The organism is Kitasatospora sp. NEAU-CNBT7 (genome assembly GCF_057220535.1).
This window is the reverse complement of sequence record NZ_JBXQQB010000006.1, coordinates 145,796-168,220: the sequence shown is the minus strand read 5'-3', so window position 1 is coordinate 168,220 and position 22,425 is coordinate 145,796. Positions and strand designations below refer to the sequence as shown.

18 protein-coding genes are annotated in these 22,425 nt (G+C 74.5%); 8 read left to right on the top strand and 10 right to left on the bottom strand.

Annotated features, from left to right (window positions below):
- Window positions 1-218: 218 nt before the first annotated feature.
- The 3 genes from AC2TEW_RS10770 (at window position 219) to AC2TEW_RS10760 (ending at window position 5,016) form a co-directional block, all read left to right on the top strand.
- A complete protein-coding gene (locus tag AC2TEW_RS10770) occupies window positions 219-2,171 on the top strand; it encodes a 2-oxoacid:acceptor oxidoreductase subunit alpha (protein ID WP_484623155.1) in 1,953 nt (650 codons plus the stop codon).
- Window positions 2,168-3,214 carry a 2-oxoacid:ferredoxin oxidoreductase subunit beta gene (locus tag AC2TEW_RS10765; protein ID WP_484623154.1) on the top strand — a complete coding sequence of 349 codons (1,047 nt, stop codon included), beginning with the start codon at window positions 2,168-2,170 and terminating at the stop codon, window positions 3,212-3,214. Before AC2TEW_RS10770 ends, AC2TEW_RS10765 begins: the two co-directional genes overlap by 4 nt.
- A gap of 227 nt (window positions 3,215-3,441) precedes the next feature.
- Window positions 3,442-5,016 (top strand): MFS transporter, encoded by a 1,575-nt coding sequence (locus AC2TEW_RS10760; protein WP_484623153.1) that lies wholly within the window; start codon window positions 3,442-3,444, stop codon window positions 5,014-5,016.
- A gap of 30 nt (window positions 5,017-5,046) precedes the next feature.
- Here AC2TEW_RS10760 and AC2TEW_RS10755 read toward each other — a convergent pair whose 3' ends face one another.
- From AC2TEW_RS10755 to AC2TEW_RS10745, 3 genes are all read right to left on the bottom strand, one after another.
- Window positions 5,047-5,838: a GNAT family N-acetyltransferase gene (locus AC2TEW_RS10755; RefSeq protein ID WP_484623152.1), complete on the bottom strand. Its 792-nt coding sequence runs from the start codon at window positions 5,836-5,838 to the stop codon at window positions 5,047-5,049.
- 149 nt (window positions 5,839-5,987) lie between these two features.
- The gene (locus AC2TEW_RS10750; protein WP_484623151.1) at window positions 5,988-6,176 is read right to left on the bottom strand and encodes a hypothetical protein; all 189 of its coding nucleotides are present in this window, start codon (window positions 6,174-6,176) and stop codon (window positions 5,988-5,990) included.
- Window positions 6,164-7,258, bottom strand: a complete 1,095-nt coding sequence (locus AC2TEW_RS10745; RefSeq protein ID WP_484623150.1) for a radical SAM protein — start codon at window positions 7,256-7,258, stop codon at window positions 6,164-6,166. Before AC2TEW_RS10745 ends, AC2TEW_RS10750 begins: the two co-directional genes overlap by 13 nt.
- A 271-nt stretch (window positions 7,259-7,529) precedes the next feature.
- Between AC2TEW_RS10745 and AC2TEW_RS10740 the strand changes: the two genes are divergently transcribed.
- Entirely contained in the window at window positions 7,530-9,644 is a 2,115-nt protein-coding gene (locus tag AC2TEW_RS10740) for a tetratricopeptide repeat protein (RefSeq protein ID WP_484623149.1), read from the top strand.
- 20 nt (window positions 9,645-9,664) lie between these two features.
- Here the strand turns inward: AC2TEW_RS10740 and AC2TEW_RS10735 are convergent, their stop codons facing one another.
- The gene (locus AC2TEW_RS10735; protein ID WP_484623148.1) at window positions 9,665-10,057 is read right to left on the bottom strand and encodes a winged helix-turn-helix transcriptional regulator; all 393 of its coding nucleotides are present in this window, start codon (window positions 10,055-10,057) and stop codon (window positions 9,665-9,667) included.
- 106 nt (window positions 10,058-10,163) lie between these two features.
- Between AC2TEW_RS10735 and AC2TEW_RS10730 the strand changes: the two genes are divergently transcribed.
- Window positions 10,164-11,018, top strand: a complete 855-nt coding sequence (locus AC2TEW_RS10730; protein ID WP_484623147.1) for an SDR family oxidoreductase — start codon at window positions 10,164-10,166, stop codon at window positions 11,016-11,018.
- Window positions 11,019-11,147: 129 nt separating this feature from the next.
- Window positions 11,148-12,143 (top strand): EamA family transporter RarD, encoded by a 996-nt coding sequence (rarD, locus tag AC2TEW_RS10725; RefSeq protein ID WP_484623146.1) that lies wholly within the window; start codon window positions 11,148-11,150, stop codon window positions 12,141-12,143.
- A gap of 48 nt (window positions 12,144-12,191) precedes the next feature.
- On the opposite strand, the gene AC2TEW_RS10720 is transcribed toward rarD, so the two are convergent.
- Window positions 12,192-13,478, bottom strand: coding sequence for an ABC transporter substrate-binding protein (locus AC2TEW_RS10720; protein ID WP_484623145.1), 1,287 nt, complete (start codon window positions 13,476-13,478; stop codon window positions 12,192-12,194).
- Window positions 13,479-13,783: 305 nt separating this feature from the next.
- Between AC2TEW_RS10720 and AC2TEW_RS10715 the strand changes: the two genes are divergently transcribed.
- Window positions 13,784-14,167, top strand: coding sequence for a hypothetical protein (locus AC2TEW_RS10715; RefSeq protein ID WP_484623144.1), 384 nt, complete (start codon window positions 13,784-13,786; stop codon window positions 14,165-14,167).
- Between the two features lie 38 nt (window positions 14,168-14,205).
- Here the strand turns inward: AC2TEW_RS10715 and AC2TEW_RS10710 are convergent, their stop codons facing one another.
- Genes AC2TEW_RS10710 through AC2TEW_RS10700 form a run of 3 tightly spaced genes read right to left on the bottom strand, consistent with a single transcriptional unit; the run spans window position 14,206 to window position 17,323 of the window.
- Entirely contained in the window at window positions 14,206-15,135 is a 930-nt protein-coding gene (locus tag AC2TEW_RS10710; RefSeq protein WP_484623143.1) for an ABC transporter permease, read from the bottom strand.
- Window positions 15,122-16,114: an ABC transporter ATP-binding protein gene (locus AC2TEW_RS10705; RefSeq protein ID WP_484623142.1), complete on the bottom strand. Its 993-nt coding sequence runs from the start codon at window positions 16,112-16,114 to the stop codon at window positions 15,122-15,124. Before AC2TEW_RS10705 ends, AC2TEW_RS10710 begins: the two co-directional genes overlap by 14 nt.
- A gap of 12 nt (window positions 16,115-16,126) precedes the next feature.
- A complete protein-coding gene (locus AC2TEW_RS10700) occupies window positions 16,127-17,323 on the bottom strand; it encodes a LolA family protein (protein WP_484623141.1) in 1,197 nt (398 codons plus the stop codon).
- Window positions 17,324-17,494: 171 nt separating this feature from the next.
- Between AC2TEW_RS10700 and AC2TEW_RS10695 the strand changes: the two genes are divergently transcribed.
- Window positions 17,495-20,089, top strand: coding sequence for a bifunctional FO biosynthesis protein CofGH (locus AC2TEW_RS10695; protein WP_484623140.1), 2,595 nt, complete (start codon window positions 17,495-17,497; stop codon window positions 20,087-20,089).
- A gap of 115 nt (window positions 20,090-20,204) precedes the next feature.
- Here AC2TEW_RS10695 and AC2TEW_RS10690 read toward each other — a convergent pair whose 3' ends face one another.
- Complete coding sequence (locus AC2TEW_RS10690) at window positions 20,205-21,080, bottom strand: hypothetical protein (RefSeq protein ID WP_484623139.1); 876 nt, start codon at window positions 21,078-21,080, stop codon at window positions 20,205-20,207.
- Between the two features lie 220 nt (window positions 21,081-21,300).
- Window positions 21,301-22,401, bottom strand: coding sequence for a tyrosine-protein phosphatase (locus AC2TEW_RS10685; protein ID WP_484623138.1), 1,101 nt, complete (start codon window positions 22,399-22,401; stop codon window positions 21,301-21,303).
- Window positions 22,402-22,425: the final 24 nt, after the last annotated feature.

Sequence of the window (22,425 nt, the reverse complement as noted above, 5' to 3'; positions counted from 1 at the left end):
GCCTTGACCCGCACCTGACCTGCGGTTCGCCGCCCCCCGCCGACTCTTGTACGAACAGCGTACGAACGGCGTACGCGGCATCCGGGCGAGACGGGGTGGTCCAAGACTCCGAGTTCCCCTCCAGCCGGGCCCGGCCCGCTTAGGATGCGACTGGTGCACCAGGCGGACGGGGCACACGGCTCACGCCCGCGGCTGGCGCCACGAGGAGGTCCGCGGCAGTGACCAGTCAGGTCGATCAGTCAGCAGCAGTGGACGGCTCGGACGGGGAGGGCGGACCCGAGTCCGCCGCCCGGTCCGGTACGAGTGGAAGACCCGGCAAGCCCATCCGGCGCCTGGATCGTGTGATCATCCGTTTTGCGGGCGACTCCGGCGACGGTATGCAGCTCACCGGTGACCGTTTCACCTCGGAGACGGCGGCGTTCGGCAACGATCTGTCGACGCTGCCCAACTTCCCGGCCGAGATCCGGGCCCCCGCCGGGACCCTTCCCGGTGTCTCCAGTTTCCAGTTGCACTTTGCCGATCATGACATTCTGACCCCGGGCGACGCACCGAACGTACTGGTCGCGATGAACCCGGCTGCCCTGAAAGCCAACCTTGCCGATCTGCCGCGCGGCGCGGAGATCATTGTCGACACCGACGAGTTCACCAAGCGGGCCCTGGCGAAGGTCGGCTATGCCGCCGACCCGCTGGACGACGGCTCGCTGGACGCCTACCGCCTGCACCGGGTGCCGCTGACCACGCTCACCCTGGAGGCGCTCAAGGACAGCGGCCTGGCCCGCAAGGACGCCGAGCGGGCGAAGAACATGTTCGCCCTCGGCCTGCTGTCCTGGATGTACCACCGCCCCACCCACGGCACCGAAACCTTCCTGCGCCGCAAGTTCGCCAAGAAACCCGCCATCGCCGAGGCCAACATCACGGCCTTCCGGGCCGGTTGGAACTTCGGCGAGACCACCGAGGACTTCGCCGTCTCCTACGAGATCCCGCCCGCCAGGCTGCCGGCCGGCACCTACCGCAACATCTCCGGGAACCTCGCGCTGTCCTACGGCCTGATCGCCGCCTCCCGCAGCTCGGGACTGCCGCTGTTCCTCGGCTCGTACCCGATCACCCCGGCCTCGGACATCCTGCACGAGCTGAGCCGGCACAAGAACTTCGGGGTGCGCACCTTCCAGGCCGAGGACGAGATCGCCGGGATCGGCGCCGCGCTCGGGGCGGCGTTCGGCGGGGCGCTCGGCGTCACCACCACCTCCGGGCCCGGCGTCGCCCTGAAGTCGGAGACGATCGGCCTCGCGGTCTCGCTCGAACTGCCCCTGCTGGTGGTCGACATCCAGCGCGGCGGCCCCTCCACCGGCCTTCCGACCAAGACCGAGCAGGCCGACCTGCTGCAGGCGATGTTCGGCCGCAACGGCGAGGCGCCGGTGCCGATCGTCGCCCCCGCCACCCCCGCCGAGTGCTTCGACGCCGCCCTGGAGGCGGCCCGGATCGCCATCACCTACCGCACCCCGGTGATGCTGCTCTCGGACGGCTACCTGGCCAACGGATCCGAGCCCTGGCGGATCCCCCAGGCGGACGAACTCCCCACCATCGAGCCCGACTTCGCCACCGGGCCGAACCGCGAGGACGGCGCCTTCTGGCCCTACAAGCGCGACCCGCGGACCCTGGCCCGCCCCTGGGCGGTACCCGGCACCGCCGGTCTCGAGCACCGCATCGGCGGGATCGAGAAGCAGGACGGCACCGGCAACATCTCCTACGACCCGGCCAACCACGACTTCATGGTCCGCACCCGGCAGGCAAAGATCGACAACATCGCCGTGCCCGACCTCCAGGTCGACGACCTCACCGGCGACGCCCGCCTCCTGGTCCTCGGCTGGGGCTCCACCTACGGGCCGATCACCGCCGCGGTGCGCCGCCTGCGCGCCGACGGCCACCGCATCGCCCAGGCCCACCTGCGCAACCTCAACCCGTTCCCGGCCAACCTCGCCACCGTGCTCGCCTCCTACGAGCGGGTCATCGTGCCGGAGATGAACCTCGGCCAGCTCGCCCTGCTGCTGCGGGCCAAGTACCTGGTCGACGCCCAGTCCTACAACCAGGTCCGCGGACTGCCGTTCAAGGCCGCCCAACTCGCCGACGTGCTGTCCGCCGCGATCGGCACACTCGAAGGAGACGGGCAGTGACCGAAGCCTTCCGCTCCCTGCACCTGGTCCCCAAGGCCGAAACCCCCCAGAGCGCCAAGGACTTCAAGACCGACCAGGAGGTCCGCTGGTGCCCGGGCTGCGGCGACTACGCGATCCTCGCCGCCGTCCAGGCCTTCATGCCGGAACTCGGCATCCGCCGGGAGAACACCGTCTTCGTCTCCGGCATCGGCTGCTCCTCCCGCTTCCCGTACTACATGAACACCTACGGGATGCACTCCATCCACGGCCGCGCCCCGGCGATCGCCACCGGCCTGGCCGCCTCCCGCCCGGACCTGTCGGTGTGGGTGGTCACCGGAGACGGCGACGCCCTCTCCATCGGCGGCAACCACCTGATCCACGCCCTGCGGCGCAACGTCAACCTGAAGATCCTGCTCTTCAACAACCGGATCTACGGGCTCACCAAGGGCCAGTACTCGCCGACCAGCGAGCTGGGGAAGATCACCAAGTCCACGCCGATGGGCTCGCTCGACGCCCCGTTCAACCCGCTGTCGCTGGCGGTCGGCGCCGAGGCCACCTTCGTCGCCCGCACCATCGACTCCGACCGCCAGCACCTGCAGTCGGTGCTGCGGGCCGCGGCCGAGCACGAGGGCACGGCCCTGGTGGAGATCTACCAGAACTGCAACATCTTCAACGACGGTGCCTTCGAGGTCCTCAAGGAGCCGGCCACCCGGGACGAGGCACTGGTCCGGCTGGAACAGGGCCGCCCGGTCCGGTTCGGCGCCGACCGCGGGGTCTTCCGCGGCCCGGACGGCGACCTGTACGTGGACCACGTCACCGAGGCCAACGAGGCACAGCTGCTGGTGCACGACGCCCACCGGCCGAGCCCCGCCACCGCCTTCGCGCTGACCCGGCTCGCCGACGCCGACACCCTGCACCACACCCCGATCGGCGTCCTGCGCGACGTCCGCCGCCCGGTCTACGACACCCTGATGACCGAGCAGCTGACCCGCGCCACCGCCGAGCAGGGCGCCGGCGACCTCACCGCCCTGCTGCACGGCACCGACACCTGGACGGTCGCCTGACCACCCGGCCCGGGCCGTACAGGCAGCAGGCGCCCGGCCGGGGCTCTCCCCGGCCGGGCGCCCGCGTCGGGGCCCCTGCCACCGGGCCCGGGCGGTGCCGCGGGCAGGGCCATCCGACGGAGGCGCGGGCCCGCGCCGAGGTGTCGCGCGGCCGGCCGGCGTGAGCGCTCCGATAGTGGTGTGGTCCGCTCCGGCGAGCCGCCGGCCTGAGTTTGGGGAGCCGGTCCATGGCCGAGTCGACCGGTCCGCTGCGTGCGGGCACCTCCTTGGGCCGCGCCGCGGGGTACTCGGAGCACCGCTGGCGGGCGCTGGCCGGGATGTGCGTCGCGGCGGGCATGGTGTGGCTGTCGTTCGCCGACTTCGGGGTGGCCGTGCCGACGATCTCCCGGGAGCTGAACGTCTCGCTGCCCGACCTGCAGTGGGCCAACAACGCCTTCAGCCTCTCCACCGGTGCGCTGGTGCTGGCCGCCGGGCGGCTCGGTGACGTGTTCGGGCGCAAGCGGATGCTGGAGATCGGCCTGGTGGTGATGGGGGCGGTCTCGCTGGCCGCGGCGTTCGCACCGGGGGTCACCGGCATGATCGTCGGCCGGGCGGCGATGGGTGTCGGCGCGGCGCTGATCCTGCCCGCCACGCTGGCGCTGATCCCGCCGATGTTCCCGCCCGAGGAGCAGCCGCGGGCGTTCGGCGCCTGGATGGCGGTCGCCTGGGTCGGCCAGGCGGCCGGGCCGGCCGTCGGCGGTGTGCTGACCGGCACCCTCGGCTGGCGCTCGACCTTCTGGATCAACGCCCCGCTGGCCCTGGTCGGCCTCTGGCTGGTCCGCCGTTCGGCGGTCGAGTCCACCGACCCGAACGCCTCCCGGCACATCGACCTGCTCGGCCTGCTCACCAGTGCGCTGGCGGCGTTCTGCCTGCTGTACGGCTGTACGGCCGGTCAGGAGAAGGGCTTCTCCGACCCGCTGATCATCGCGCTGCTGGCCGGCTCGGTGGTGCTGGCGGCGCTGTTCGTGCTGCTGGAGAAGCGGGTCCGGGATCCGCTGGTGGACCTGAGGCTGTTCTCGTCCCGGCCGTTCTGCGGCGCGCTGGTGGCCAACTCCGTGATGAACATCGTCTTCGCCGGCGTCAGCTTCCTGCTCACCCTGTACCTGCAGCAGGTCCGCGGCTACGGCGCGGTGGCGGCGGGCCTGCTGCTGCTGCCGTCCACCGCGACCATCCTGCTGTTCAACCCGCTGGGCGGGCGGGTCTCCGCCCGGCGGGGTGCCCGGCTGCCGGTGGTGCTCGGGGTGCTGCTGCTGGGGGTCGGGACGCTGATCGTCTCGATCATCGGCCGGGACTACTCGTACGCGGTGCTGGTGGTGGGGCTGCTGGTGCTGGGGGCCGGGCTCGGCCTGATGTCGATCCCGCTGTCCGACACCGCGGTGGCCGGGCCGCCGGAGGAGCTGGCGGGGACGGCCTCCGGGATGTTCAAGGTGACCAGCATGCTCGGCGGCGCGTTCGGGGTCGCGATCACGGTCGCGGTCCAGCAGGCGGTGGAGACCGACCAGGCGGCCGACCGGGCGACGGCCGCCGGGCTGAGCGATTCCCAGGTGCAGGAACTCAGCAACGCGGTGACCGACTCCAAGCTGGCCGACCAGATCCTCTCCTCGGTGGACCAGTCCACGGCCGACGCGATCAACGCGGCCTTCCGCGCCGTGGAGGCCACCGGCGCCGGCCGGGCGATCGCCCTGGCCGGCCTGCTGGCCGTGGCCGCCGCGCTGGCCCTCCCCCTGATCTGGCGCCGCCCGAAGGCCCCCTCGGGGGCCTGACGGCGGGCGGGCCTGGGGCGGGGGCCCGGCTCAGCGCCTGCTGTCGGCCGAGGCCGTGCGGCCCTGAGCCGGGTGGGCCGCCGTCGTCCGGCCCGGCAGCAGGACGGTCCGGATGCTGTCCAGGTGGCTGAAGCCGATCTGCTCGTAGACCCGGCGGGCCGGGTTGCCGTCGGTGACGGAGAGCACCAGCGCCCGCGGCGGCCCGTCGACCGCGGCCCGGGCCAAGGCGTACCGCAGGAGCAGGGAGCCGAGGCCGCGGAACGCTTCCCCCGGTTCGCGGAAGACGTCGACGAACCCCGGTTCCGGCCGGCCCGGCAGACCGGTGCCGGCGGTGGCGAGCACGGCCGCGACCACCGATCCTGCCGAGCGGGCGACCGTGCTGCAGCCGAGCACCGGGCCGTAGAGGGTGCCGTCCAGCAGCCCGGTCAGGCGTTCGAGCTGCCCGGGTGCGCGGTCCGGGTGCCCAGGGGGATAGGCGCGCTCCCGGACGTCCGCGAGGTCGGCCGCGCGGACGCCGTCCAGCTGCGCCGGCCGTACGCCGTCCGGCAGCCGGGGGTGGAGCCAGCGGGGTTCCGGTTGCCGCCGCTCGAAGTCCCAGCCGTAGAGCCGGGACCGGCGCAGGGTCGGGGCCCGTTCGGCCAGCAGGTCGCCGAGCGGCCCCACCGGGGTCGACACCACCCAGCCGGGCAGGCCGAGCAGGATGGCCTGCGCCGCCCGCCGTACCGTGGTGCGCGGCCGGACGTCGTCCGCCCAGGGCAGGCCCGCCCGGGTGGCGCCCCGGACGAAGTCGGCGGCCGGGCGGCCCGCCTGATCCGTGATCATCTCCCGGGCGGCTGGGACTTCTCGGGACGGGCGTGCACGCATGGACCGGTTCCCGTCGGTTGTCGTCCGGAACGGACGCACGGCGCGCGCGGCGGCCTCGCACGTGCCGGGGACGACCCGGACGTCCGCCGAGGCCCCGGCTCGGGAGCCTAGGCCGCCGTGCGGTCCCAGAGCTGGCTCATGGAGTTGAACCTCAGGAAGGTGATACCCCCGTCGCCCGCGGGGGTGGTCGACGGCGTCCTCGGCGTGCCGAGCAGCCGCTCCAGGTGTTCCGCGTGCTCCCGGACGTCCTTGACCAGCCCCTCGTGCGGGGCGATGACCGTGTTCAGGTCCGGCACAGTAGTGCTCCTTCCAACTTGGCCTGATGGAGGTTGCGGCAGTACGCCGTCTCGGTGTGGTCCAGGTGGCCCGACTCGAAGTACTTGTTCGCGGGCCAGTTGCCGCCGCAGACGGCGGCGTAGCGGCAGGTCGCGCGGCACCGCGCGACCCCGGTGAGCGCTTCGCGCACCCACGGGACCCCGGGGGCGCGGCCGAGGATGTCGGTGAGCCCCTCCCGCAGGACGTTGCCGACGGTGAACGGTCCGTGGACGGGATGCACGTGGCCGGCGAGGTCGGGCGACATGACGGTGACGTCGCCGTCGTGGGCGATGGTCGGGATGGCCTCGACCGGTACGCGCCTCACCTGTTCGGCGGTCACTCCGGCCATGACCGCGTCCCAGCAGTTCGCCACGGATTCGAGCTCCCGCAGCCGGACGCTCCGGTCGGTGTGCCACTCGCGGTACAGCTCGGCGAAGAACTCCGCCCAGCTCCCCCGGTCGGCCGGGGGGCCGCCGCGGTGGACGCCCTTGCGCTCCTCGGGCAGGACTCCGAGGGCGCGGGCGCCGACGGACCGGGCGTGCGCGTAGACGGCCCGCGCCGACTCCGGGGTGGGAGTGCGGACCACGGAGAGCAGGTCGAACGGCACTCGGCGCCTGGTCAGAACCGCGAGCCCCGCCTCGATCCGCCGCTCCGCCGGACGGCCCGAGCGGGTGACGCGGTCGGAGTTCATCCCTGCATCCCCGTCCGAACTCACGCTGACGCGGACCCCGTGCGCCGAGAACAGGTCGCACCAGCGGTCGTCGATCAGTGTGCCGTTGGTCTGGACGCAGTGGACGGTCCCCTGCGGCCACGGGGACCACAGCCGCTCCATCCGCGCCACCCCGACCGCGAGAGGCTCCCCGAGGTGCCACAGGACCTCGACCCGATGCCCTGCGGCGGCCCATCGCCCCGCCTCCTCGGCCACCACCCGATTGACCTCCGGGTCCAGGTGGCGCACGGTCGCACGGTCCGGCAGGTAGCAGTACCGGCAGTCCAGGTTGCAGAAGGTCCCGGGCTGCATCACCAGCGTGGTGGGAGGTAGATCGAATACGTTTCCCGACATCGGTCGGTACCGCCTCCGGCGAATACGGGTGATCGTCGAGGTGCCCGTGGCGGGCCCGGAACAATGTTCGAGGCGCATTCGATGTGCTGTCAATGCTGTGCGGTCCGCCGGAATTCGGAATTCGATCGTCCGGCCGGGCTGCGCCCTGGACGGCCTTGGATCCCGGCGGTACCGTCCCAGGACGGGGCGGCCTCGGGGCCGGGGTGGCGAACGGGGCGGAACTGTGGAAGATCACGGCATCGGGAATTCGGCCGGCGCCACCAGAAACGACATGTCCGGCTCTGCGAAAAGCGTTGTCCAGGCCGGGACCGTCGCCGGTGGAATTCATTTCCACGCCGCCGACGCGGCATGGCCGCGCCCGCAGCAGCTGCCGCCGAGGCCGTCCTGCTTCACCGGCCGGGAGGCGGACATCGCCAAGCTCGACGCGCTGCTGTCGACCCCCGGGGGCACGACCAGGTCCACGGCGATCGTGTCCGCGGTCGCCGGCACCGCGGGTGTCGGCAAGACGGCGCTCGCCCTGCACTGGGCACACACCGTGCGCGACCACTTCCCCGACGGCCGGCTCTACGTGAACCTGCAGGGCTACGGCCCCGGACCGGTGCTGTCGGCACAGCAGGCGCTCGGCGGCTTCCTGCTCGCGCTGGGGGTGGCGCCGGGCAGCGTCCCGCAGGACACCGACGGACGCAGCGGGATGTTCAGGACCCTGCTGAGCGACCGTCGGATGCTGGTCGTGCTGGACAACGCCCGCAACGCGGAACAGGTCCGGCCGCTCCTGCCGTCGTCCGACACCTGCCTGGTCCTCGTCACCAGCCGCAGCCAGCTCTCCGGCCTGGTGGCGCGGGAGGGTGTCCGCCGCATCGTGCTGGACCTGCTGTCGCCCGAGGAGTCGGTGGAACTGCTCCGGTCGGTCGTGGGGGTGCGGCGGGTCGACGCCGAGCCGGCGGCGGCCGCCCTCCTGGCCAGGCGGTGCGTCCACCTGCCGCTGGCGCTGCGGATCGCCGCCGAGGTGGCGGCGGCCCGGCCGCACGACTCACTGGCGACGCTCGCCGAGGACCTCGCCGACCACCGGGGGCTGGACGCGCTCGTCACCTACGACGAGGACGACAGCACGGCGGTCCGGGAGGTGTTCTCCTGGTCGTACCGCGGCCTCTCGCCGTCGACCGCACGCGTGTTCCGCCTGCTCGGCCTCCACTGCGGGCCGGACATCAGCCTGAAGGCGGCCGCCGCGCTGACGGGCATGCCGCCGTCGGCGTTGCTGCGGGCTCTGCTCGTGCTCGTCGGCTCCCACCTCCTGGAGATGCCGTCGCTGAACAGGTTCCGCTTCCACGACCTGCTGCGCGACTACGCCCGCGAACGCGGTCTGGAGGTGGACACCGACTGTGAACGGGCCGCGGCCGTGCGGCGGTTGCTCGGCTGGTACCTGTTCCATGCGGAGGAGGCCGGGAGGGTCCTGAACCTCCGCCGGGGCCCCGCACCGTTCGTCGTCGCGCCCACGGACCGGCCGGACCCGCCGGCCACGGTGGCCTTCGACTCCCGCGGTGCTGCCGTGACCTGGTGCGAGGCCGAGTTCGAGAACCTGCTGGCCGCCCTCGCCCAGGCCGACGAGGAGGGGGCCAGGGACATCACCTGGCAACTGCCGATCGCGCTGCGCTCGTTCTTCCAGCTCCGGCGGCCGACCGCGGAATGGACGGCAGCCAACCTCCGGGCTCTCGAAGCCGCCCGCGGGCTCGGAGACGACCGGGCCGAGACCGTGGTGCTCAGCAACCTGGGGGCCAGCTACTGCTACCGGGAGCAGTACGAGGAGTACTACCGGTGCTGTCTGCAGGCGGCGGCCATGTCCCGCCGGCTGGGGTACCTGGAGGCGGGTTCGCTGAACAACCTGGGTGGCGCGCTCATCCACCTCGGGCGGTTCGGCGAGGCGGTGGACTCCCTCACCGAGGCGCTGGCCGCGGCTCGCCGGGACGGTGATCCCTGGCTCGCCGCACACGTCCTGGAGAACCTGGGCCTGGCCCACCGCAGGCTCGACCGCCTCGAGGAGGCCGTGGCGGTGCTGAACGAGGCGTTCGAGGCCTTCGTGTCGCTCGACCATGCCTTCGGACAGGGGCTGGTGGCCGACAAGCTGGCCGAAGTCCACCAGGTCCGTGGCGAGTTCGAGGAGGCCGTGGTGGCGGCGCAGCGGGCGTTCGCCCTGCACGCCGAGGCGGGCAACCGGCTGGGGGAGGTCTCCGCGCTGGGTGTCCTGGCCCGGGCGCACGAGAGCCTCGGACGCGTCGCGGACGCCCTCGGGTTCCGGATCCGGGCGCTGGCGGTGCTCGAGGAGCTGGGCCACCCCGCCGCGGAGGCGGCGCGCGCCGAACTCGCCCGCCTGCACCCCGGTCACCGGTAGGGCCCGCGGGCGCCGGCCGGTCAGGACCGGCTGGTGTCGTACGCCTCGCGGGCCTCGGTGACCGCGCACATCCGGGCCTCGACCCAGTGGGCCAGGCCGGAGACCTGTTCGGCCACCTCGGCGCCGAGCGGGGTGAGGCTGTAGTCGACGCGGGGCGGGATGACGGGGTGGGCGACCCGCAGGACGAAGCCGTCGCGTTCGAGGTTCTGCAGGGTCTGGGCGAGCATCTTCTCGCTCACCCCCGCGACCCGGCGGCGCAGCTCGCTGAACCGGTACCCCCGCTCCAGCAGGGCGACCAGCACCAGCACGCCCCAGCGGCTGGTGACGTGCTCCAGGACTCCGCGGGAGGGGCACATCCGGTCGTAGACGTCCGGCAGCCGCTCCAGCAGTGAGCGTTCTTCCATTACCTCCATGTCAGTACCCTACTTTGAAGTGCGTACTTTCGGAAGGTTAGTGCCCTCCATAAAGTGAGTGGCGAAGCAGAGCGGAACACGAGAACAACCCTCCGAGGAGCGCAACATGATCGTCGTCACCGGTGCCACCGGCCAGCTGGGCCGCCTGGTCGTCGAGGGACTGCTGGCCGAGGTCCCCGCCGCCCGGGTCGCCGTCGCCGTCCGTTCGGCGGAGAAGGCCGCCGACCTCGCCGCCCGCGGGGTGGAGGTCCGGGTGGTGGACTACGACCGTCCCGAGACGCTGGCCGGCGCGTTCGGCGAGGGCGACCGGGTGCTGCTGATCTCCGGCAACGAGATCGGCCGGCGCACCCCGCAGCACCGCGCCGTGATCGAGGCCGCCAAGGCCGCCCGGGTCGGTCTGCTGGTGTACACCGGGGTGCTGGGCGGTGACGAGGCGAGCTTCTCGCTGGCCGACGAGCACAAGGAGACCGAGGCCGCGATCCGTGAGTCCGGACTGCCCTTCGTCTTCCTGCGCAACGGCTGGTACACCGAGAACTACACCGCGCAGGCCGCCGACGCGGTGGCGCGCGGCGTGGTGGTCGGCAGCAGCGGCGACGGCCGGGTGGCCAGCGCCCCCCGCGCCGACTACGCCGCCGCGGCGGTCGCCGTGCTCACCGGCGAGGGCCACGAGAACACCGCGTACGAGCTGAGCGGTGACGTCGCGTGGAGCCTGTCCGAGTACGCGGCCGCGCTGGCCGAGCACTCCGGCCGCCCGGTGGCCTACCGCGACGTCGCGCCCGCCGAGCACCAGGAGGTGCTGGTCGGCGCCGGTCTGCCGGAGGGCTACGCGGCGGTCTTCGTCGACGTCGACCAGGCGATCGGCCGCGGCGACCTGGCCCGGGCCAACGGCGATCTGGCGCGTCTGATCGGCCGCCCGACCGTCCCGCTCGCCGAGACGGTGAAGGCCGCCCTGGGCGCCTGAGCCGGGACGGCCGCACCACGCCGCACCACCAGGGATGTCATGACCAAAGAGTGAGAACGGGGATGACATCCTGCCCTCCCGCCCGCTACCGTCGGTCCGACACCGGTGCGCGCGGGAGGGCAGGCCCAGATGGCAGACGGACGCCGAGGACTCTGGTACGGATTCGCCGCCTACGGCATCTGGGGCGTGTTCCCGCTGTTCTGGCCGCTGCTGGAGCCCGCCGGCGCGGTCGACATCCTGGCCAACCGGATGGTCTGGTCGTTCGTGGCGGTCGCCCTGATGATGCTGGTCCAGCGCCGCTGGGCGTGGATCCGGCCGCTGCTCGCCCAGCCCCGGCGGCTCGCCCTGTCCGCCCTCGCCGCCGCCTTCATCACCGTCAACTGGGGCGTCTACATCTGGGGCGTCAACTCCGGCCACGTGGTGGAGACCAGCCTCGGCTACTTCATCAACCCGCTGGTCACCATCGCCTTCGGCGTCCTGGTGCTGCGCGAGCGGCTGCGGCCCGCCCAGTGGGCGGCCGTCGGCATCGGCGCGGCGGCGGTCGTGGTGCTCACCGCCGGCTACGGCCGGCTGCCCTGGATCGCACTGACCCTGGCGCTGTCCTTCGCCACCTACGGGCTGCTGAAGAAGCGGGTCGCCCTCGGCGGGCCGGAGAGCCTCGCGCTGGAGAGCGCCGCGATGTTCCCGTTCGCGCTCGCCTTCCTGGTCTACCTCGCGGCCCGCGGCGAGGGCACCTTCGGCCGGGTGGTGCCGGGCGAGTACGGCTGGGGCCACTCCGGGCTGCTGATGGTCAGCGGTGTGATCACCGCGGTCCCGCTGATGTTCTTCGGCGCCGCCGCCGTCCGGGTGCCGCTGACCACGCTCGGGCTGCTGCAGTACCTGGCGCCGGTGTTCCAGTTCCTGATCGGCGTCGCGGTCTTCCACGAGTCGATGCCGCCCGCCCGCTGGGCCGGCTTCGCCCTGGTCTGGGCCGCGCTGGCGGTGCTCACCGTGGACGCGCTGCGCCGGGTACGCGCCGACCGGGCCACCCTCGCCCGGGAACGCACCGCGGCCGGCGCCCCCGCGCCCGCCGCCGCCGCACCCGCGCCCACCGACACCCCGGCCGGGACGCCCGCCGCCTCCTGACCCCGGCCGCCGAACAGGGCACCGGATCACTCCCGGCCCGGCACCGGATCAGCCCTCGGCCGCCCGGGCCAGCGCGTCCTGGAACCGCGGCACGTCCCGGTCCCCCAGGAAGACGGTCAGCGCCGCATCGATCCGCGCGCCCCACGCCGCGGAGGCCACCACCCCGTGGGTCAGCGAGCCGACGGCCGCACCGTCGCGCCACTGGTCCAGCGACCACCGCGCGTACGGCCCGAACAGCGCCAGGGCCTGCGGCGGCAGGTCGGTCCGGGCCGGGATCGCGCCCTTGGCCCCGTTGAACGCCAGCTGGCCGTCGAGGCTGCCGCACTCGGCGAGCCAGGCCAGCCCGGCCTCCCGGTGCCGCGCGCCCGCCGCCAGCGTGAAGGTGTCGCTCGTGTACTGGAACACCCCGTCGGTCCCCGGCGCCGCCGCCCAGTCGTAGCCGACCCGCGGCCGCAGCGCCAGCGTCCCGCGCAGGTACGCCTCCGCCCAGTCGCCCATCACCTGGTACCCGGCCTGCCCCGAGGCGACCAGCGCGGTGGCGTCCTCCCAGCCGGTCATCGAACGGTCGGCCGCATTGCTCAGCGCCAGCAGGTCGCGCAGGTCCCGCAGCGCCGCCGCGACCTGCGCCGAGTCCCAGCCGGTACCGCGCCACAGCGCCTCCCAGCCCTGCGGCCCGACCCCCGCCAGCAGCACCGTCTCCCACAGGTGCTTGCAGCTCCAGGAACCGCCGACCGCGAGCGGGACCGGCCCGCTCCGGGCCACCCGGCGCGCGCTGTCGAGCAGTTCCGCGACGGTCCGCGGCGCCGGGTCGGCCCCGGCCCGGGAGAGCACCGCGGGGTTCGACCAGAGCATGTTGGTGCGGTGGATGCCGACCGGGACGCCGTAGTAGCCGCCGTCCTCGCCCCGCAGCCGCGGCAGCAGTTCCGCCTGGAAGCGCCCCGCCCAGCCCTGCTGCCGGTAGAGCTGGTCCAGCGGGGCGAGCCGTCCGGCCGCGGCCCGGCCGGCCAGCTCGGCGCCGGCGTGGCACTGGAAGCTGTCCGGCGGATCGCCGGCCGCCAGCCGGCGCTCCAGCTCGGCCTGCGGACCGGCCGCCGCCCGGCTGCTGCGCGCCCCGTTGTAGCAGGCCAGCAGCGGGGCCCGGCCCTTGAAGTCGGCGAGCAGCGCGAGCAGCCCGTTCTGGTCGGCGCCCTCGGTCCACCAGGAGTACAGCTCCAACTGCCCGCTCGGGCCCGGCGCGGAGGCCCGCGCGGCGCCCGCCCTGCCGTACCCGGCCAGCGCGGTGAGCGCCGCTACGGCGGGCACGCCGAGCAGGAGCCCCCTACGGGTGATCGGCATGCTGACGGGCTCCCCCGGTCGTGCGGACGTCGGTGGCCGCAGGTCGGTCGGTACGCCGGGCGAACGGCTGCTGCACGCTCGGTGACGACGCCCCATCCCACCCGGCCGGGCCACGGGCCGTCAAGCCGCACGGCCGGACGGGCCCCGCCGCGCCCGGGGCCGGGCCGGGTGAACATCTCGTTTCCGGATCTCCTCAAGCGGAGCACTCTGCTGCTAACGTCCGGGGTGCCGCGGGTGGTTCACCCGCGGCTGTCGCCGGGCATCCAGCTCGGCACCGTGCCCTGGGGCCCGCAGGAGGGCTTGCGATGGTCGACCTCACCCGGCGGATCAGCCGCCCCTCGCCCCGGGCCGTCCGCCCGGGAACCGTCGCGGACCCGGTCCGGGTCCCCGCCGTACGGCGCGATCCCGCCAGCGCGGAGACCGGGGAGCTGGTGCTCACCCAGGGCCCGCCCGGCGGACCGACGACCATCCAGTGGCAGCGCCCGGGCTGTCCGGCGATCACCCTGGCACCGCCCTACCGGCTGGACCGGGTCGACCTCAAGGGCTCCTACCGGGCCCGGCTGCACGGCCTGACCGCAGGGGTCCGGCTGGTCTGCCCGGACTGGTCGCCGCTGTTCCTGGTCGCCCCCGCCCAACTGGCGCTGCTGGCCTGCGCCGCAGCGACCTCCCGGCTGCCGCCGCACACCTGACCGGCCCGCCGCCGCGGCCCGCCCGGGGCGCCGGCGCGCTACGCCGTGATGTCCCGGGAGGCGAACCGCGCCCACGCCGCCGAGCCGAACACGGCCACGTACACCGCCTGCAGGCCGAGGTTGTCCAGCACGTTGTCCCAGTACATCGGGGTGCGCAGGAGATCGCCGAAGCTCAGCCAGCCGTGCGTGAACAGGTACGGCTGCACCGCGTGCAACTGCGGGAAGCTGTCCAGGATCTGCACCGTGATCACCAGCACCACGGTGGTCGCCATCGCGGCGATCCCACTGCCCGTCAGGGTGGAGACGAACAGGCCGATCGCGACCAGCCCGGCCAGCGAGGCCGCCACCACCACGGCCACCAGCAGCGCCCGCAGCAGCGCGGCACCCGGCCCGATCGCGTCCCCGGACAGCAGGGTGACGTCGCCCACCGGGAACAGCGCGGCGCCGGTCGCCAGCGCCGACAGCGCCACCACCGCGGTCGCCACCGCGCAGTACACCAGCGCCGCCGTGAACTTGGCGGCCAGCAGCCTGGTCCGCCCGGCGGGCGCGACCAGCAGGTAGCGCAGCGTCCCGGCGCTCGCCTCACCCGCGACCGCGTCGCCCGCCACCACCCCGACCGACATCGGCAGGAACACCGGCAGCGTCAGCGACAGCGCCGTGAAGACCAGGAACAGCCCGTTCTGGGTCACCTGGGCGACGAACGCCGGACCCCCGCCACCGCTCCCACCGCCGGTCTCGACCCGCACCACCACGCCGATCAGCACCGGCAGCGCCGCCAGGATGGACAGCAGGGCGAGGGTCCGGGCCCGCCGGAAGGTCAGGCCCACCTCGCTGCGGAACAGCGCCAGGAAACCCGCCGCCGTCTGCGGCCGCACCCCGGACCGGGCCACCACCCCGTCCGGCGCCGTCCGCTCCGGCGCCACCTGCTCCCGCGCCGTCCGCTCCGGCGCCACCTCAGCCCGCGACATCGAATCCCTCCCCGGTCAGCGCCACGAAGGCGTCCTCCAGCGTGCCGCGCTCCACCCCGAACCCGTGCACCCGCACCCCGGCCCCCACCAGCGCGGCGCACAGCTCCGCCAGCACCTGCTCGCCGAACTCGGCGGTGCCCTCCACCCGGCCGTCCCCGGCCCGGACCTCCGCCACCCGGTGCGCGGCCAGCACCTTCGCCGTCTGCTCCACGTCCGGGGTACGGACCACCAGCCGGCCCTGCGCCCGGGCGGCCAGCTCCGCCACCGTGCCCTGGACCAGCAGCCGGCCCCGCGACATCACCGCCGCGTGCGAGCAGACCTGCTCGATCTCGTCCAGCAGGTGGGAGGAGAGGAACACCGTGGTGCCCTCCGCCGCGACCTCCCGCACCAGCGCCCGGATCTCCCGCATGCCCTGCGGGTCCAGCCCGTTGGTGGGCTCGTCCAGCACCAGCAGCTCACGCGGCACCAGCAGGGCCGACGCCAGCCCCAGGCGCTGCTTCATACCGAGCGAGTACGCCTTGGCCTTCTTGCCGGCCGCCGCCGTCAGCCCGACCCGCTCCAGCGCCTCGCCGACCCGGCGCCCGCGGGTGGCCGGGTCGGCGGTCGGGTCGGCCGCGTCGAACCGCGCCAGGTTGTCCCGGCCGGAGAGGAAGCCGTACAGCGCCGGGCCCTCGATCAGCGCACCGACCCTGGGCAGCACCCGGCCGGCCGACTGCGGCATCTGCCCGCCGAGCACCGTCGCCACCCCGGCGGTGGGCGCGATCAGGCCCATCAGCATCCGGATGGTGGTGGTCTTGCCGGAACCGTTGGGCCCCAGGAAGCCGAAGACACTTCCCCGGGGGACCGTCAGGTCCAGCCCGTCGACGGCGAGCTGGCCGCCGCCGAACCGCTTGGTCAGTCCGCGGGTGCGGATCACGTCGTCGGCGGCGGACGGGGCCGGGCCGCCCTCGGCGACCCGGCCCTGCGACCGCTCCGTCACCGGAGAGGCCACCTACTTCACCCCGGCCGCGCTCTGCAGCACCGGCAGCGTCACCGCGCCCGCGAAGACCCGGCCGTCATCGGTGACCAGCACGTTCAGCAGCCGGGTGCTGATCAGCGAACCGCCGCCGACCGGCTTGCCCAGCGACTTCACCAGCCCGAGCGGGTTCTCCGGCCCGCCCCTGCCGTGGCCCCGGGCGTCCTGGCCGGCCCCGGCCGACGGCCCGCCCTCCGGCAGCCGGGTGGAGAGCACCGCCGTCCAGCCCTCGCCGACCACGTCGAGCCCGGGCTCGCCGCCCGGCCGGGCGGACTCGGCCTTCCCGCGCGCGGCCTCGGCCGCCGCCGCGGCGTCCGCCGGCGCACCCGCCGCCGCGGCGTCCCGGCCCTCCGTCACCTTGGCGCCCTTCGGCGCGGTGAACTCGAAGGTCTTCGCGGCCGGGGTGGCGAACGACACCGAACTGAAGTGCGCGTCCAGCGCCGGGCTGCCGCCACCGGCGACCTGCACCAGCACCCCGAGCGGCACCCCGTGCTCCGCGTCGACCGCGATCCGCACCTCGCGGACGGTCGAGCCGGCCTGGGTGGGCTTCACGCTCAGCTTGTACGCGGCGCGCCCGGCGACCTCGACGGTGCCGTCCACCGTCACCGAGGTGGTGCCCGCACCAGCCGCCAGGACCTGCTTCGCCAGCTCCTGCGGCGTCAGCGCGCCCACCCCGAGCGGGGCCTTCGCCGCCCGGCCGGGCCCGGCGCCCTTCGGCAGCACCGCGTGGTACGCCTCGTTGGCCTTGCTGTCCCAGGCCCAGAGCTGGTCGCCGTTGTGCACCACCTCGTAGCCGCCCAGCCCGCCGACCAGGCCGAGCCGCTGCCGGTCCGGCCCGTCCGCGGCCACCTGCAGGGTGTGCTCGCCGCCGAGCAGTTCGAGCGCCTTCGCCTGCGGCGACGGGCCGCCGCCGCCGGCCGCGCCCAGCAGCTGGGACGGCACCCCGAGATCGGCCTTGACCTGCACCGTGCCGCTGAACGCGTCGGTCCCACCGCCCAGCACCTTCGCCACCAGCTGCTCGGCGCTGACCGCCGGCAGGTTCGGCGCGGAGTCGCTGGCCAGCGCGGGCACCAGCCCGGCACCGGCCGCGACCACGGCCCCGACGGCCACGGGCACCAGTACCCGTCCCACCGTGCGGCGCCGCGTGCGGTACGGCGTGTCCTGATCCACCATGTTCTCCCACCCTCGGTAGCTGCTGTTGCCCTACCCATTAGAGGTCCTGCGACCCGCCCCGGGCATCGCTCCACAGGCCCAGATCGGCGTACACCTGGCGACGCACCCGACCCTGAGTCCGGGTCAGGGTCGGATCATCCTGAGGTCCGACGGCTCGCGTATCGTCACCCCATGGACGCAACGGACGCCCCTCGGCCCGAACCCCGGCCCGCCCCCACCGCCAACTCGATGCGCCGGGCGCTGCGCCGGGCCCGGGACGGCGTCGCGCTGGACCCGGGCGAGGCCGCGGTGCTGCTCCAGGCCCGGGGCGAGGACCTGCGGGACCTGTGCGCCGGGGCGGCCCGGGTCCGGGACGCCGGGCTCGCCGAGGCCGGGCGGCCCGGGGTGATCACGTACTCCAAGAAGGTGTTCGTCCCGCTCACCCGGCTGTGCCGGGACCGCTGCCACTACTGCACCTTCGTCACCGTGCCGGGGAAGCTGAAGCGGGCCGGGCACGGCATGTTCCTCTCCCCGGACGAGGTACTGGAGATCGCCCGTCAGGGTGCATCCCTGGGCTGCAAGGAGGCGCTGTTCACACTCGGCGACCGCCCGGAGGACCGCTGGCCCGAGGCCCGCGAGTGGCTGGACGCGCACGGGTACGACGACACCCTCGCCTACGTGCGGGCGATGGCGGTGCGGGTGCTGGAGGAGACCGGTCTGCTGCCCCACCTCAACCCCGGGGTGCTGAGCTGGACCGACTTCCAGCGGCTCAAGCCGGTCGCCCCGTCCATGGGCATGATGCTGGAGACCACCGCGACCCGGCTGTGGTCCGAGCCCGGCGGCCCGCACCACGGCTCGCCGGACAAGGAGCCGGCCGTGCGGCTGCGGGTGCTGGAGGACGCGGGCCGCAGCGCCGTCCCCTTCACCACCGGGGTGCTGATCGGCATCGGCGAGACGTACGAGGAGCGGGCCGACGCGCTGTTCGCGATCCGGCGGATCTCCCGGCAGTACCACGGCGTCCAGGAAGTGATCGTGCAGAACTTCCGGGCCAAGCCGGACACCGCGATGCGCGCCATGCCGGACGCCGAACTGTCCGAGCTGGCCGCCGCCATCGCGGTGACCCGGCTGGTGCTCGGACCCGCCGCCCGGATCCAGGCGCCGCCGAACCTGGTCGACGAGGAGTACCCGCTGATCATCGGCGCCGGCATCGACGACTGGGGCGGCGTCTCCCCGCTGACCCCCGACCACGTCAACCCGGAACGCCCCTGGCCGCACATCGAGGAACTGGCCGCCCGCACCGCCGCGGAGGGCTTCGAGCTGCGCGAACGGCTCACCGTGTACCCCGAGTACCTGCTGCGCGGCGAGCCCTGGCTGGACCCGCGGATCGTGCCGCACGTCCGGGCGCTGGCCGACCCGGAGACCGGGCTGGCCCGGCCCGACGCGGTGCCCGCCGGGCTGCCCTGGCAGGAGCCGGAGGACCTGCCCGCCTCGTACGGGCGCACCGACCTGCACCGCACCATCGACACCGATGGGCGGACGGGGGACCGCCGGGCGGACTTCGAGGACGTCTACGGCGACTGGGAGGCGCTGCGCGAACAGGTCGCCGCGAGCGCCCCCGAGCGGCTGGCGGGCGACCTGCGCGAGGCGCTGTCCGTCGCCGCCGACGACCCCACCCGGCTGACCGACGAGCAGGCGCTCGCCCTGTTCCACGCCGACGGCCCGGCCCTGGACGCGCTCTGCCGGATCGCCGACGAGGTGCGCCGCTCCGCGGTCGGCGAGGAGGTCACCTACTGCGTCACCCGGAACATCAACTTCACCAACGTCTGCTACACCGGCTGCCGGTTCTGCGCCTTCGCCCAGCGCCGCACCGACGCCGACGCGTACACCCTCTCGCTGGCGCAGGTCGCCGACCGGGCCGAGCAGGCCTGGGAGGTCGGCGCCACCGAGGTCTGCATGCAGGGCGGCATCCACCCGGACCTGCCCGGCACGGCCTACTTCGACATCGCCCGCGCCGTGAAGGCCCGGGTGCCGGGCATCCACGTGCACGCCTTCTCCCCGATGGAGGTGGTCAACGGCGCGACCAGGACCGGCCTGTCGATCCGCGACTGGCTCCAGCAGGCCAAGGAGGCCGGCCTCGACAGCATCCCCGGCACGGCCGCCGAGATCCTGGACGACGAGGTCCGCTGGGTGCTCACCAAGGGCAAACTCCCGGCCGCCACCTGGGTGGAGGTGGTCTCCACCGCCCACGAGCTGGGCCTGCGCTCGTCCTCGACCATGATGTACGGCCACGTCGACACCCCGGCGCACTGGCTCGGCCACCTGCGGCTGCTGGCGGAGATCCAGCAACGCACCGGCGGCTTCACCGAGTTCGTCACGCTGCCGTTCATCCACACCAACGCCCCGGTGTACCTGGCCGGCATCGCCCGGCCGGGCCCGACCGCGCGCGACAACCGGGCCGTGGTGGCGATGGCCCGGCTGCTGCTGCACCCGTACATCCCCAACATCCAGACCAGCTGGGTGAAGCTGGGGGCCGAGGGCGCCGCCGAGATGCTCCGCTCCGGCGCCAACGACCTCGGCGGCACCCTGATGGAGGAGACCATCTCCCGGATGGCCGGCTCCCGGTACGGCAGCTACAAGTCGGTCCGGGAGCTGCAGTCGATCGCGGAGGCGGCCGGCCGCCCGCACCGCCAGCGCACCACCACCTACGGCGAGGTGCCCGCCGAACGCCGCGCCGCCGCGCTCGCCTCCGACGGACACCTGCCGGAGCTGCTGCCGGTCCTGGACTGACCGCCGGGGACCGACTACCAGGGGGCCGACCGCCGGAGGGCCGACCGCCCGGGGACCGCCCGGGCCGGCCGCCCCACGGTCCCCGGCCGGGTGGCGGCCCGCCGGGGGCCGGCGCTCAGCCGGACGGCGGCCCGTAGCGGACGTCGATGCCGAGTTCGCCGGTGTGCTGCTGCCCGGGGACGGCGGTGTTGGCCGAGACGGACAGCAGGGCGTCGGCGTGGCCGGTGAACACGCAGATCCGGGTGCCCGGGTCGAAGCCGGCCGGTGCGAACCCGCCGGCCGGCGCGAACACCGGCCGGGCGGCCCGGCAGGCCGCGTGGGTGGCGGGCTGGCCGGCGGCGAGGAAAGCAGCCGTGCCGTCCTTGAAACCGACCTGCTCGTGGCCGTCCATGCCCTTTCCGTACCAGCCGAAGAGCGTGTAGGGCGTCCACGCGGTGGTGTCGCCGTGGCCCGGTGACGGGTCGTCGAGGTCGATGGCGTGGTCGGCGGCGAGCACCCAGGAGTAGCCGCCGGTCCAGTCGTCGGGGCCGGGCCCGGCGGACGCGGGCGGCGTGGTCGCCGCGGCGACCGGGCTCGGGGACGGCGCCGCACCGGGCTTCGGTGTCGCCTGCGCCGTCGGAACGGGCGGGCAGCAGACCGGCCCGGTGGAGCTCGGGTGCGGGCTCGGGGCCGGTGACGGCGTCCCGCCGCCGGTGGGAGCCGGTCCGGCCGACGGGGGACCGGAGGAGGCGGCCACCGGGCCGCCGCCGGGACCGGCCGACGGCGAGGCGGACGCGGACGCCGACGCCACCGGGCCGCCGGGGGATCCGGGGGCACCCGCCGTCCGGTCGGCCGCGGGCGCGGCGCACAGCGCCACCGATCCGGCCACCACCCCGAGCGCCAGCAGCCGGGCGACCGGCCGGGGGAGCCGCTGGAACAGCGCCAGCTGCACCAGGACGCCCGCCTGGATCACCGGCCCGTGGAAGATCCCGCCACCGATCCGGTTGGCCACCCGCCCCACCGGCCACCACCGGCGGCCCCGCGGGGCCCGCCCGCCCCGCCCGTCCTCGCCGTCCCGTCCCATCGCCGACCCCCTGTCACCGGACCTGGCCGGATCCCGCCCCTGGGCGGTTCCTGCCCACCGGCCGGGCGCCCGCAACGCACGTCGTGCACGAAGCGGCGGCCCGGCCCCGCGGGTGGCGCGGGACCGGGCCGTCACGGACGCCGGGGGCTCAGCCGACCAGCAGGTCCCGGCGCAGGTCGCGCAGGTCGCGCCGGTCCTGGTGCAGCCCCTTGTCCAGGTAGGCGTCGAAGGAGCCGAAGTCGGCGGCGACCTGGTCGAAACCGGCGTTCAGGTACTCGGGGCGGACGTCCAGCAGCGGCTTGTAGACGGCCTGGTAGGCCGGCGGCAGCTTGGCCAGGACGGCGGCGTTGGCCTCGGCCCGGTAGGTGTTGCTGGCCAGGTAGTCGGCCTCGACGGTGCCGCGCGGCACGCCGAGCGCGGTCAGCAGGGTGGCCCCGGCCCAGCCGGTGCGGTCCTTGCCCGCCGTGCAGTGGAAGAGCACCGCACCCCGGCCGTCGCCGACCGCGTCCAGCACCGAACGGTAGGCGGCCTTCGCGCTGTCGGCGGAGACCATGGTCCGCTCCGCGTCCACCATGGCCTGGACGGCGGCCTGCGGGCTGGTCACGTTGAAGGCACCGGTGTCGGCCGCGCCGAGGACGTTGGCGGCGACCACCGTGGCACCGGCGGGGAGCCTGTCCGGCGCCGCGGTCCGCTCGGCGGGGGTGCGCAGGTCGAACACGGTCCGGATGCCGAGGCGGCGGAGCTCGGCCAGGTCGGCGTCGGTCAGCCGGCTGAGGTCGTCCGAGCGGTAGACCACGCCCAGCTTCACCCAGTGCCCGTCGGCGGTGCGGTAGCCGCCCTCGTCGCGGAAGTTGGGCGCCGAGGCCAGGTGCAGCGAGCGGTCGGCGACGGTCAGCGCCTCGCCGCGGTCCGGCACCAGGTCGAAGTACCAGCGGTCGGCGGCGGCCAGGCCCTTGACGGTGACGGTGGCCGAGCCGTTGCCGCGGGCCACCGGCACCCGGTGCGCGATGCGGTCGCGGTCGGTGCCGGCGTACACGGTGACCCTGCGGACGCCGGGGGCGGTCCAGGTGAGGGTGAAGCTGCCGTCGGCCTGCTGGGCGGCGGTGGCGGCGGTGAACGGGATCCGGGTGTGCTGCGCCTGCGCGGACAGCGGCGCGGCCGCGGCCGGGGTGGTGAGGGTGGCGGCACCGGCGGTCAGGGCGGCGGTGAGGGCCGCTGCGACGGCCGGGCGGCGGGGGATGGTGGTCATGGGCCGGGACCTTAGGCAGGCCGG